The sequence below is a fragment of the Sandaracinus amylolyticus genome (assembly GCF_021631985.1).
GTDB lineage: Bacteria > Myxococcota_A > Polyangia > Polyangiales > Sandaracinaceae > Sandaracinus > Sandaracinus amylolyticus_A.
This window is the reverse complement of the sequence record NZ_CP070225.1, coordinates 6,604,304-6,616,827: the sequence shown is the minus strand read 5'-3', so window position 1 is coordinate 6,616,827 and position 12,524 is coordinate 6,604,304. Positions and strand designations below refer to the sequence as shown.

At 73.3% G+C, this 12,524-nt stretch carries 9 protein-coding genes; 5 read left to right on the top strand and 4 right to left on the bottom strand.

Features of this window, described 5'->3' with window-relative positions; all coding sequences use genetic code 11:
* The first annotated feature begins 12 nt into the window (after positions 1–12).
* Entirely contained in the window at positions 13–1,194 is a 1,182-nt protein-coding gene (locus I5071_RS28015; protein WP_236515998.1) for a tyrosine/phenylalanine carboxypeptidase domain-containing protein, read from the top strand.
* A 10-nt stretch (positions 1,195–1,204) separates the two neighbouring features.
* On the opposite strand, the gene I5071_RS28010 is transcribed toward I5071_RS28015, so the two are convergent.
* The 4 genes from I5071_RS28010 to I5071_RS27995 all read right to left on the bottom strand — a co-directional run bounded on the left by I5071_RS28010 (position 1,205) and on the right by I5071_RS27995 (position 4,393).
* Positions 1,205–1,972 (bottom strand): hypothetical protein, encoded by a 768-nt coding sequence (locus I5071_RS28010; RefSeq protein ID WP_236515995.1) that lies wholly within the window; start codon positions 1,970–1,972, stop codon positions 1,205–1,207.
* A gap of 55 nt (positions 1,973–2,027) precedes the next feature.
* Positions 2,028–2,519 carry a pantetheine-phosphate adenylyltransferase gene (gene coaD / locus I5071_RS28005; protein ID WP_236515994.1) on the bottom strand — a complete coding sequence of 164 codons (492 nt, stop codon included), beginning with the start codon at positions 2,517–2,519 and terminating at the stop codon, positions 2,028–2,030.
* Complete coding sequence (locus tag I5071_RS28000) at positions 2,516–3,097, bottom strand: RsmD family RNA methyltransferase (protein WP_236515993.1); 582 nt, start codon at positions 3,095–3,097, stop codon at positions 2,516–2,518. Before I5071_RS28000 ends, coaD begins: the two co-directional genes overlap by 4 nt.
* Before the next feature lie 87 nt (positions 3,098–3,184).
* Positions 3,185–4,393 (bottom strand): PEGA domain-containing protein, encoded by a 1,209-nt coding sequence (locus I5071_RS27995; RefSeq protein ID WP_236515992.1) that lies wholly within the window; start codon positions 4,391–4,393, stop codon positions 3,185–3,187.
* Positions 4,394–4,434: 41 nt separating this feature from the next.
* On the opposite strand from I5071_RS27995, the gene I5071_RS27990 reads away from it, so the two are divergent.
* The 4 genes from I5071_RS27990 to I5071_RS27975 all read left to right on the top strand — a co-directional run bounded on the left by I5071_RS27990 (position 4,435) and on the right by I5071_RS27975 (position 12,459).
* The gene (locus tag I5071_RS27990; protein ID WP_236515990.1) at positions 4,435–7,695 is read left to right on the top strand and encodes an FG-GAP repeat protein; all 3,261 of its coding nucleotides are present in this window, start codon (positions 4,435–4,437) and stop codon (positions 7,693–7,695) included.
* Positions 7,626–9,023, top strand: coding sequence for an FG-GAP repeat protein (locus I5071_RS27985; protein WP_329611083.1), 1,398 nt, complete (start codon positions 7,626–7,628; stop codon positions 9,021–9,023). The genes I5071_RS27990 and I5071_RS27985 overlap by 70 nt, the downstream gene beginning before the upstream one ends.
* 152 nt (positions 9,024–9,175) lie before the next feature.
* Positions 9,176–10,042 (top strand): hypothetical protein, encoded by an 867-nt coding sequence (locus tag I5071_RS27980; RefSeq protein ID WP_236515988.1) that lies wholly within the window; start codon positions 9,176–9,178, stop codon positions 10,040–10,042.
* A 122-nt stretch (positions 10,043–10,164) separates the two neighbouring features.
* Positions 10,165–12,459, top strand: a complete 2,295-nt coding sequence (locus I5071_RS27975) for a protein kinase domain-containing protein (RefSeq protein ID WP_236515987.1) — start codon at positions 10,165–10,167, stop codon at positions 12,457–12,459.
* Positions 12,460–12,524: the final 65 nt, after the last annotated feature.

Here is a 12,524-nt window from a genome sequence, read left to right as displayed (position 1 = left end):
GGGTCGGAGCGTGTGCGCGCGCTCCACGAAGTCGCCGCGATCGACGAGGTCCTGGCGGGGATCGCGCCGATCGATGCGCTGCTGCTGCGCATCTCGCGCGAGGCGCGCGTGCTGCCCGCGCTGACGCCCGCGAACGCCGCGTCGGAGAGGGCGCGCCTGGTCGAACAGGTGGGCAAGGGCGAAGCGCCGATGCCGCGCTGGGAGCTCGCGCGTCGTCGCATCGAGCCGGTGCTCTGGCGCGCGATCGACGAGGCGCGTGCGCTCGCGCGGGATCGTCTGCCGTCGGCGCTGCGCGCCATGTACTTCGCGCGGCTCGACGAGCTCGAGGTCGATCTCGCGATGATCGAGTGCGTCGGTGATCCGGTGCGCGTGCGCCCGCTCGCGGCGCGTCGCTTCGGCACCGGCATGCGCGAGGTGGTGCTCGAGGACGCGCAGCCGGTGCGGGTGAGCACGGTCGCGCGCGGTCTGCTCGAGCGCATCGCGCCGAGCGAGGAGGCGCGCGAGATCGAGGCCGAGACGCTCGCGCAGATGCTGCGTGACGCGGCGCGCGCGGCGGGGCTCGATCTCGAGGTGCGCATCGACGCGCGATTGGTCGCGGGCGCGGCGACCGGGGATCGCGCGGTGTTCATCGCGGCGCGTCGCTTCGGGCGCACCGAGGCGCGCCGGCTCGTCGCGCACGAGATCCTCGGGCACGCGGTCGCGGCGGCGAACGCGACGAAGCAGCCGCTCCGCATCTTCGAGGTCGGCACCGCGGGCTCGTTCGCGGATCAGGAAGGCCTCGCGATCTGCCTCGAGGAGCAGGCGGGCGCGCTCGATCCGCACCGCATGCGCGTTCTCGCGGCCCGCGTGATCGCGACCGATCGCCTGCACTCGGGCGCGTCGTTCGGCGAGACCGCGCGCTTCTTGTTCAAGCAGCACGGCTTCTCGCCGGAGAGCGCGGTGTTGATCACCGAGCGTGCGCACCGCGGCGGCGGAGTCGCGCGCGACGCGGGCTATCTCTACGGCTACCTGCGGGTGCGCGTCGCGCTGAAGAACGGCGACGCGTGCCTCGATCGACTGCGCGTGGGGCGCATCGGGATCGACGATCTGCCGGCGTTCGACGACGCGTGCCGCGAGGGCCTCGCGCACGCACCGACGTTCACGCCGACGCTCGCCGACGTGATGCCCGCGGCGATCGACGAAGCCGCGGAGTGAAGCCTCTCAGTCAGCGCCGACGGAGCGCGCGTCGCGAGAGCCCCTGGGCATCGTGCCAACGCGCGTACGCGTCGAGCCACAGGCGCGCCTTCGCGCTGAGCGCACCGCCGAGTGCCTCGTCGATGCCGAGCTCTTCGATCCCCGGTCCCTCGTCGAAGAGCAATACCGGACCGGTCTCGGACTGCACCGCGAGGCCGATGCAGTTGCGGTAGGTGCGCCCGCCGAAGTGCACCTCGGAGGGCACGTCGACGAGCTCGTCGAGCGCCCTCTGGAACCCCGCCGAGATTCCGTAGGGACCGCCGAGCGTCTTCGCGATCGCCTCGCACTCGTCGGCGTTCGTGGCGGACCCGGGACTCTTGCGCGCCCGAGCGCGCACCTCGCGCTCGAACGGCTCGCCGCGGCGGACGCCCACGAGCCATCGGTCCCCGGGCCGGTGCTCGTCGTCCCCGCAGAGCTCCAGCTCCACCTCGGCCGGCGCCGTGCGATCGAGCAGCGCGTCGAATGCGTCGAGCACCGGCGCGAGCTCCTCGAGCAGGTCCCAGCTCGCGCCGTACGCCGGCCCGCTCGCGCCCGAGTACGCGTGGAACGCGAGCCCGGTCGAGCGGTCGCGCACGGTGTACTCGAAGCCGCCATCGATCTGGCGTGGAGGCTGGCCGAAGAGCGCCCAGAGTCGGGCGAGGAAGTCGCCGGGATGCGAGCTCCGATCGCCCGGCTGGCCGCGGTTGCGCAGCTTCGACCCCATCACGAGCTCGTCGGTCAGCTCGAAGCGATCGTTCATGGCCACAGGATCGCTCGTCGGGCCGGGGCGCCGTCGCGGAGACTCCTCACCGCGCTCAGCCCTTCGACGCCGCCATCTTCTCGTTCAGTCGCTGCGCGACCGACTTCGGCACCAGGCGATTCACGTCGCCGCCGAGGCGCCAGGCTTCCTTCACGATGTTCGAGCTCACGTAGAAGTACGCGTCGTTCGCCATCAAGAAGACGGTCTCGACCTGCGTGTTCAGGTGGCGATTCATGTTCGCCATCTGCAGCTCGTACTCGAAGTCCGCGACCGCGCGCAGACCGCGCAGCACCACGCGCACGTTCTTCTTCTTGCAGTACTCGACGAGCAGCCCGTCGAACGAGTCGACCTCGACGTTCTTGCCCGCGCCGCCGAGCTCCTCGCGGATCATCTCGACGCGCTCCTCCACCGTGAAGAGCGCTTCCTTCCGCGGGTTGCGCAGCACGGCGACGATCAGCTTGTCGAATACGACGAGCCCGCTCTTGATGATGGAGACGTGCCCGTTGGTCATCGGGTCGAACGACCCGGGGTAGATCGCGACGCTCATTCGAGTCCCTCGGACGGAGCCAACAAGAGCACGGCGCTGTCGCCGTAGCGCGGATGCGAGAGCACGTCGTAGCCCTCGAGCGCGGAGGGAGCATGCCTGGTCGCGTGCTCCACGGCCAGTAAAGCACCCCCCGCCACCAGCCCTCGCGCGCGCAGCGCGTCGAGCAGCGGAGGCACCGCGTCGATGTCGGCATAGGGCGGGTCGACGAACACGCGATCGAACGCCTCGCCCGCGGCCGCGCGCTCGATGCGCATCAGCGCCTGCGCCTGACGCAGATCCGCGGTGATCACCTCGCAGCGCTCGCTCAAGCCGAGCTCGCCCGCGCTCTTCGTGATCGCGCGCGCGACCTTGGCGTCCCGCTCGACCAGCACCGCGCGCACCGCCCCGCGCGAGAGCGCCTCGAACGCCATCGCGCCGGTGCCCGCATAGAGATCGAGCACGCGCGTGCCCTCGAACCCACCGCGCGACGCGATCGCCGACGCGATCGCCTCGCGCACCCGCTCCGACGTCGGTCGCGTCAGCTCTCCGGGCGGGCCCGAGAAGCGACGACCCGAGAGCGACCCACCTACGATTCTCACCCGGTCCTCCGAGCGTTCTAGGACCTCGTCCCGGCTGCTCGCTCCGGGCTGAACGTCGATCCCAGAACGAGCATCCGCGCCGAGGTCCTAGAATCGCACGCGCGCCGTGATGCGCCCGCCCTCGGGCGAGAAGCTCGGCATCAGGGTCACGCTCGGCTCCTGCTCCGACGAGCCACCGCTCTCGCCGATGCCGGTCGCGAGGAAGATCGCGCCGGTGCCGACCGCCGCGACCGCGACGCCGAGGAACACGTACTGGAGCACCTCGAGCGTGTCGCCCTCGCTGCAGAGGTCCGCGACCGTGCTCGCCGCGCCCGCGTCGGCGCGGCCGCCCAGCGTGTCGCCGCGCGCCGCGGCGGTGCAGTTCGTGAGGTACGTCGGGGGCGGGTTGCCGCCGCGCATCGGGTCGTAGGTCATGCGGAACGAGTCGGTGTACGCGCGGTACTGCGCGTCCGAGTTGATCGCCTCGAGCCGGGCCCACGAGTAGATCGTCCCGCCGAACGCGAGCGCGCCCGCCGCGATCAGCGCGATGCCGGCCCAGTTGATCGAGGGCCCGTCGCCGCCGCCCTGGTGCTCGCCGCCGCCCGTGCTCTCCGCGAGCTCGGCGTCGAGCGTCATCTCGGTGTCGCGCGACACCGTCACCGTGCCGGTCCACGGGTCGCGCCCGCTCGCCGAGACCTCGATCGCGTGCTCGCCGACCGCGATCGCCGGCATCGCGAAGCCGCCCTCGGTGTCGGTGGTGCCGACCACCTCGCCGTCGACGCTGACCGTCGCGCCCGGCGCGTTCGACGCGATGCGCAGCGCGCCGGTGACCGGGCCCGAGAGCTGCGTCACCACGGTGCGCGCGGGCTCGCGCAGATCGTCGATGTCGGTGCGGCGGCTCGAGAGCGTCTGCTCGACGGTGCGGTCGATCTGACCGGTCTCGGCGTCGAAGAGCGAGAGCGTGAGGTGGAAGTCGCCCGCCTGGCGGCGGACCGTGCCGTAGAGGAGGCGCTGCGCGTTGAGCGTCGCGGCGATCTGGCGCAGGCAGTCGACGTCGGGCACGTCGCCGCATCCGTGGGCGAGCGACATCTGGGCCAGCGTCACCTCGCGATCGCTCACCTGCCAGCCGGGCACCCGCGACGCCTGGTTGCGGATCGCGCCGGTCAGGTTGCGCGCGTACTCGTCGTCGCCCTCGATCGACGTGAGCCCGAGGACGATCACCGAGGCATCGCCCTGCGCCGCGGCTGGGAACGATGTGACGAGCGCGGCGGCGAAGAGGAAGAACGAGAGGAAGCGAGGCCCGGACGCATGCCGCATGGGGGGCACGATACCGTCGCCGCTCGCGGATCGGCAAGCCGATGAGAGCGACGACGAGGGTACGCTCACTCGCCGGCCGGCTCGGCGTTCTTCCGCGGGCGCGGCGTGCGCTCCGCGCGCCGGAAGAAGCGCGCGGCCCAGCTGCCGTCGCGGCGCTGCGCGCTCGCGAGCCGCTGCAGATCGCCGAGCAGACCGAGGCGGGCCGCGTTCGCGTCGTCGATCAGCGAGAGGATCTCGCGGGCCCGGTGATCGCCGCGCGCCGCCGCGGCGCGGGTGCGGCCCTGGAGCGCGTCACGCCCCGCGCCGACGCGGGTCTCGACGGTGCGCCCCAGACCCTGGAGCGATGCCTCGGGCTCGCTCTGGAGCGATGCCGGCCAGCCCTCGATCTCGCGCAGCGTCGACTCCAGGCCGAGCTTGCGCAGGTCGCTCGGCGGCTTCTTGAAGTAGCGGCGGCGCCGCGGGGACTCGAGGTCGCGATCGAGGTGCTTCAGCTCGGCGTCGACGTCGTCGATCGACTCCTCGAGGTCCTCGTCCGCTACGTCCACCCGCGCCTGGGCCTCGATCTCGGCCTGCCACGCCGACTCCTGGCCGTCGCGCACCTCGCGTGCCCGCGCGAGCAGTGGGTCGAGCTGCGCCGCGAGCGCCGCGGTCTCGGGCCGCGCGAGCAGGCGGGCGCGGGTGAAGATCAGCTCGTCGCGGACGCTCTCGAGCGAGTCGTCGCCTTGGATGGTGCGGATGCCGGACATGGATGCCTCCCCTCGGTGGAGGTGGGACGGTATCACGCGGCCGGCGGGTCGCTCGACGCGCGTCGGAAGCTCCGCGAGCGGTCGCGCCGGCACCGCCGCAGCGTCGGAAGCTCCGCGAGCGGTCGCGCCGGCACCGCCGCGGCGTCGGAAGCTGCGCGAGCGGTCGCGCCGGCATCGCCGCGGCGTCGGAAGCTCCGCGGGCGGTCGCGCCGGGACCGCCGCGTCGTCGGAAGCTGCGCGAGCGGTCGCGCCGGCACCGCCGCGGCGTCGGAAGTTCCCACCCGGCGAGGGTTTGGGCATCCTGGCGCGATGTCGCTTCGTCTGGTCCTCGGCTCGATGGTGCTCGTCTGTGCGTGCTCGATGCCGCGCGAGACACCCGACGACGCCAGCACCGACGCGCCCCCATCGCTGCGCGCGGCCTTGGTGCGAGCGAGGCAAGCCGAGGGCGCGGAAGATCCGCGCTTCTTCGCGGTGCCCGAGGGCGATGGGTTGGCGCTGCGCAGCGGAGTCGTCGCGGCGCGGATCGAGGGGCGCGGGGTCGCGCTGCGGGGCGGGGAGGTCGACGCGCGGCTCGAGACGCGCGCGGTGCGCTGCGACGCGGAGCGGGTCGCGGCGACGGATGGGATCGCGCGGATCGGTGGGCGGCCGAACCGGGTCGAGCTCGAGCGCGCGCCGGGCGTGGTGGAGTGGTACGAGAGCGGGCCGCTGGGCATCGAGCAGGGCTTCGACGTGGATGCCGAGGGCTGCGACGAGCTGGCGATCGAGCTCGCGGTGCTGGGCGCGCGGGCGGAAGCGGACGGGGAGGGCGCGCGGCTGGTCGGCGAGGGCGGCGCGCTGCGATACGCGGAGCTGTTCGCGCTCGACGCCCGGGGCCGCGCGCTGCCGGCGCGGATGGACGTGACCGAGGGCGCGATCGAGCTGGTGGTCGACGCCCAGGGCGCGGCGTGGCCGGTCGTGGTGGATCCGCTGCTGTACGTCGAGGAGCAGATCTTCGGGCCGGAGGGGACCCCGGGTGATGTCGCGCCGGACGTGGGGAGCAGCGTGGCGATGGACGGCGACACCGTGGTCCTCGGAGCGCCGCTCGACTTCGTCGGGGGGATCAACGACGGGGGCTCGGCCTACGTGTTCGTGCGCTCGGGCGGGGGCTGGGCTCTGCAGGCGAAGCTGATCCCGAGCGACGGCGTGTTCGGCGGGTTCGGCAGCAGCGTCGCGATCTCGGGCGACACGATCGTCGTCGGCCGCGGCACCCCGTTCGGCGTGGCCTACGTGTTCGTTCGCTCGGGCGGCATGTGGACCGAGCAGGCGAAGCTGATGAGCGACTACTCCGGCATCGACCACTTCGGTAGCGCGGTCGCGATCTCGGGCGACACCATCGCTGTCGGCGCGCCGTACGACGCTTACGAGCTCGGCACCCGCGTGCACGTGTTCCGACGTACCGGGACGACGTGGGCGCGCGAGGCGATCCTCGCGGCCGGGTCGCTAGAGCGACTGGGATGGAGCCTGTCGCTCTCGGGCGACACGCTGGTCGTGGCCTTTCGCTCGCGGAGCGACGGAGTCGCGGAGGTGTACGTGCGCTCGGGGACGACGTGGGCGCGAGTCTCCGTCCTGCCGGGCGCCTCGTCGGCCCTACGGGGTGGGCCGGTCGCGTGGTCGGGGGACACCATGGTCGTCGCCGATTCCGGCGCGGACGCGTTGCGGGGCGCGGTGCACGTGTTCGTTCGCTCCGGCGAGACGTGGGTGCGGCAAGCGCGGCTGATCGCGAGCGAGCCGCGGCCCCAAGAGCAGTTCGGCACGGAGCTCGCGCTGTCGGGCGACGAGCTGGTCGTCACGAGCTCGGCCTTGGGGACGCAACAAAGGCTGTACGTGTTCCGGCGATCCGGCGAGACGTGGACCGAGCGGCAGCGGCTGGATCTGGTACGCGAGCGCACGTCGGCGGTCGCTCTTTCGGGCGACACCCTGCTGGTCGGGCCGGAGGTGTTCGTTCGTGCCGGCGACACCTGGACGCTCGAGACCACGCTCCCCGCAGAGCCCCGCACGTCGCACTCGCTCGGAATGAGCGTAGCGGTCTCGGGTGACGTCGCGATCGCCGGCGCCGCGAGCGATCAGGGGCGCGACGACGCGGGGGGCGCGGCGTACCTGTTCGCGCGGAGCGGAGGCGTGTGGGCGCGCCAGGCGAAGCTGACGGCGCCCGCGGGCGAGTACGGGTTCGGACGCAGCGTGGCGGTCTCGGGCGAGACGGCGCTCGTAGGCGCGTCCGGCGAGGCGTACGTGTTCGTCCGCTCGGGCGACGCTTGGGTCGAGCAGGCCACGCTATCGGTGAGCGACCCATTCGAGTCCTTCGGCGGCAGCGTGGCGCTCTCGGGCGATGTCGCCCTCGTCGGCGCGCCCTATGCGGCGAGCCCGTACGGCGGTGCCGCGCACGTGTTCGTGCGAGCCAGGCGCGCCTGGCCGCGAGCGATGCCGCATCCGGCCGCTTCGGCGCCAGCGTGTCGCTCTCGGGGGAGATCGCGCTCGTCGGCGCGCCGGGGAACCAAGGCGCCGCGTACGTGTTCCTGAGGTCCGGCGACGTGTGGGTGGAGCAGGCGCGGCTGACTTCGAGCCACGGCGAGCATGCGGGATTTTTCGGGGCGAGCGTGTCGGTCTCGGGCGACGTCGCGGTGGTCGGCGCGTGGGGCGAGCGCGTCACGGGCGCGGTGTACGTGTTCCGCCGTCGCGGCGGTTCGTGGGTCGAGGAGGATCTCGCTCTGCCGGACGGCGTGTCCAGGCGGGAGCTCGGATACTCGGTGTCGGTCTCCGGTGGAACGATCCTCGTCGGGTCCCTGTACTACGACGGCGTGGACGTGTTCGCGCGTGCTGGGGCGGAGTGGCGGTGGCAGGAGCCCATCGCGCTGCGCGCCGACAGGACCGGCGGCGAGCGCGGCAAGAGCCTGGCGGTCGAGGGCAACACGGTCGTGGTCGGCGCGCCCGGCGATGACGGCGTCGGGCCGCTCGGCGACGCTGGCGAGGGCGCGGTGTACTTCGGGCGGCTCGATCGGCTGCCCGATGCGAACGGCGTCGCGTGCACGACGAGCAGCGACTGCGTGAGCGGGCACTGCGTCGACGGGGTGTGCTGCGAGAGCGCGTGCGGGGGCGAGTGCGAGGGGTGCGCGAGCGCGCAGACCGGGGTCGCCGATGGGACGTGCGCGGCGCTCGCGGCGAGCGTGGCGCCGACCGTCGTGTGTCGTGCGGTGGCGGGGGTGTGCGACGTCGCGGAGACGTGCTCGGCGTCGAGCACCGAGTGCCCGGGCGATGGGTTCATCGCCGGGATCGCGTGCGGCGCCGCGGGCTGCGTCGCCGGGGTGGAGACGCCGGCGTCGGTGTGCAGCGGCGCGAGCGCGGCGTGCCCTCCGGCGAGCTCGCGCGCCTGCGCGCCGTACGTATGCGGCGCGTCGGCGTGCCTCGATGCGTGCACCGGGGACGCGAGCTGCGCGGCGGGGTTCTACTGCGATGCCGGCGTGTGCGTCGCGCATCGCGCCGAGGGCGAGACGTGCGACGAGGCGCGGCAGTGCGCGAGCGGGCACTGCGTCGACGGGGCGTGCTGCGAGCGCGGGTGCGTGCGCTGCGCGAGCGACGCCGAGTGCGGCGCGGGTCGCGCCTGCGAGGACGGCGAGTGCGTGGATGTCGCGCCGCACGACGCGGGCGTCGACGGCGGGATGGTGGATGCCGGCCCGGACGCCGGCGACGACGAGGCCGACGCCGGCGCGTCGGGCGCGACCGCCGGCGGCTGCGGCTGTGCCGTCCCGGGCCGCGACCGTCCGACGCCGGTCGGCGCGGTCGTGGCGCTCGCCTTCCTGCTCGCGGTCGGGGCGCGTCGTCGCAGGGCCACGATCGTGAGCAGGCCGTGAAACTTCGGGGGCGGACGCCCGTCGATCCGCCTCGCAATCTGCGATTCGGACGGCGTCGTCGGCTGCAACGGGATCTGTGCCGAGGTCGGCACGACCTGCCCCATCGCCGACCAGCTCGGTCTCATCGGTCGGCCTATCTCGGGAGGGGCGCCATGCACCGGCGGGATCTGTCTCTGACGCTCGTGTCGCTCGCGGTCCTGGTGGGCTGCGCGATCTCGCACCGCGGCGGCGAGCTCGACGACGGCGGCGGCAGCGCCAGCTCTTGCGATCGCATCGCGGGCTACCGCGTGTGCCCGTACGACGTGTGCCCCGACCCGTGTCTCGACGAAGGCCAGTGCATTCTCAGCCTCGGCGTGTGTGTGCCTCCGAGCGTTCCGCCGGGCGATCCCCGCATCGGCAGCAGCTGCCATCTCAACTCCCGCGAGGATCCTCGCGACACAGAGATGAACTGGTTCTGCCTCTCCGGTGACTACTGCGCGGTGGATCGGGAGGGTGGCGATCCGCGCTCCCTCAGCGGCCCCTGCGTGTCCGCCGAGATGTGCGACGTCGCTGACGAAGACGGGCTCGACGCGCGCTGCATGTACTCGGACCGCACGCCGTTCGTGAACGGCCCGCCCTCGGTCGACGAGTGCCCGCCGCCGCCCGATCCCGAGGGCACGTTCTGCGGCGGTCCGTGCGAGCCCTGCCCGTGGGTGTCGGGCATCCCGTTCCTTCCCGGCAACCCGACCTCGTATGGCGCGCCGCGGGTCTCTTGCGTCGGCGTCTCCGAGACGCGCGGGCTCGGGATCTGCGCGTTCGATCGCTTCGGCGAGTGCACCGAGGGCGACACGCTGACGGCGCGGCTCTGCCTCGAGCAGCTCGGGCGCCCCTGCGCGTGCATGCGGCTCCTGACCGACGTCACGCCCGACGTTCCCATCGTTCGGTTCGTCACCTTCGCGGACTCGTGTCGCGCCTATCGCGCGATGTTCCCCGAGGACGTCGAGTGCATGGACCCGATGACCTGGGAGCCGCTGCCGTGACGATCGCGTCAGCGGATCACGTGTCGGAACGTGAAGCGCGCAGGGATCGTGAGCAGGCCGTGAAACTTCGGGGGCGGACGCCCGTCGATCCGCCTGTGCGCGGCGTCTACGTAGGAACGCAGGTGCGTTCCGTGCTAGAGGACAACCCTTGGGGCGGGATCCCGGGGACCCGCGCCGATCGCGTCGGCCCCGTCAGCGCCGACGTACCGTCCCCCCGGGCCGAGGCGATGGAGTCGTTCGCGAAGGTCTGTCCGCGCTGCGGGATGCGCTTCGATGCCGCGGCCTCCTTCTGCCAGAAGGACGGCGCCGCGCTGAGGCTCGCCGAGGAGGACACGGACCCGCTCATCGGGCAGGTGCTGCTCGATCAGTTCCGCCTCGAGGAGCGCATCGGCGTCGGCGGGATGGGCACCGTCTATCGCGCCCGACAGGCGTCGCTGGGGCGCGACGTCGCGATCAAGATCCTGCATCCCGACCTCGCGCGGAACCCCGACGCGGTGCGGCGCTTCCAGCGCGAGGCGCGCATCTCGACCGCGCTCGATCACCCGAACGTGGTGCGGGTGTTCCTGTTCGGACAGCTGCCCGACGGCTCGCTCTACCTCGTGATGGAGCTGCTGCGCGGGCGCACGCTCGCGGAGCTCGTCCGCGTCGAGTCGCCGCTGCCGGTGCACCGCGCGCTGCACATCGCGACGCAGGTCTGCGACGGAGTCGGCGAGGCGCACGGGCAGGGCATCGTGCACCGCGACGTGAAGCCCGAGAACGTGTTCCTCGTGACGAAGGGACGCGATCCCGACTTCGTGAAGGTGCTCGACTTCGGCATCGCGCGGGTGCTGCGCGGCGACGACGCGACCGCGGCGACCCAGTCGGGGCTGGTGTTCGGGACGGCGCGCTACATCTCGCCCGAGGGCGCGGCGGGCGAGCGCACCGATGCGCGCAGCGACGTCTACTCGCTCGGGGTGATGACCTATCAGCTGCTCTCCGGGGAGACGCCGTTCGACGCGGGCTCGCCGGTGACGCTGCTGATGAAGCACATCCACGACGCGCCGCCGCATCTGAAGTCGAAGCCGGGCGGCAAGCACGTGCCCGACGCGGTCGCCGACGTGGTGATGCGCGCGCTCACGAAGAACCCCGAGGGTCGCTACGACGACGCGATGGAGCTCGCGGAGGTGCTGCGCATGGCGGCGCAGCGCGCGGGGCTCGACGTGGTGCGGATGCGCAGCGGCGCGTCGTCGGTCTCGTCGCTGGTGGGCGAGCGTCGCGATCCCAGCGGGCCGATGATCCGCGAGCGCGCGCCGATCGCGGTGCCTTCGCAGTCGACGCTCGACGGCGCGCCCGATCCCTTCGGCACGACCGGGGGCACCAAGGCGATGCCGATCCCCGGGCTGCGCGCCGGGCGTCCTTCGTCGGGCGCGCGCGGGACGATCACGACGGTCGCGATCGCGTTCTTCGTGGGTGCGCTCGCGGTGGGCGGCGGCGCGTGGGCGGTGCGCGCGCTGACCGCGCCCGATCCGATCGTGCTCGAGGCGGAGGAGCTCGTGCGGCGCGCCGATGCGGCGCTCGCGGCGGGTCGCTTCGACGCGCAGTCGAGCGCGGACGCGGGCGAGGAGCACGTGCGCGCGCTGACCGATCGACTGCTCGCGGTGAGGCCCGGGGATCCCGACGCGACGAGGCTCCGACGCGCGGCGGCCGATCGACTGATGGCCGAGGCCGGGCAGGCCGAGCGCGACGAGCGCCTCGAGGACGCGCTCGATCGCGCGCGCCGTGCGCTCGCGCTCCTCGGCACCGACGCCGCCGCGAGCGAGGTGATCGCGAGGCTCGAGTCGGTGCTCGCGCAGCCGGCGCGCGAGGCCGCGCTCGTGGTCACGCCGGAGACGCCGTTCGCCGGCGATCCGGTGCTGCTCTCGGCGCAGCTCGCGCGCGGGCAGCGCATCGACGAAGAAGACCGGCCGCGCTTCGTGGTGCGCCGCGGGACGCAGCGCCTCGGCGCGAGCATCGACGCGACGCCGGGGCGCGACACGAACACGTGGATCGCGCCCTACACGTTCGCGACGACCGGGAGCTATCGCGTGAAGTTCGTCGCGGGCGACGACGACGACGAGGATCGCGTCGAGCTGACCGCGGAGGTCGACGTGGTGCGCTCGCCGCGCGCCCCGACGAGCCGCCAGTCCGATCCCCCGCCGGTCACGACGCAGGGCGCGTACACGCCGCTGCACGCGCCGCAGGTGATCGACGCGCCGGCGCCGCCGCGCACCCAGCAGCTCGCCGCGGCGCAGCCGCCGCAGGTGATCGCGCCGCCGACCCCGCCGGTCGCGAGCCCGCCGCCGATCTTCCCGCTCGCGCCGAGCCCGCCGCCCCCGCAGCAGGTCGAGCCTCCGCCGCCGCCTCCGCCGCCCACGCCCTGGACCAGCGGCGGACAGTAGCGAGCGGCCTTCGCGAAATCTCCCGTCGCACCGCTGCCGATCCGGCCCACCCGCGGCGTTGCCGC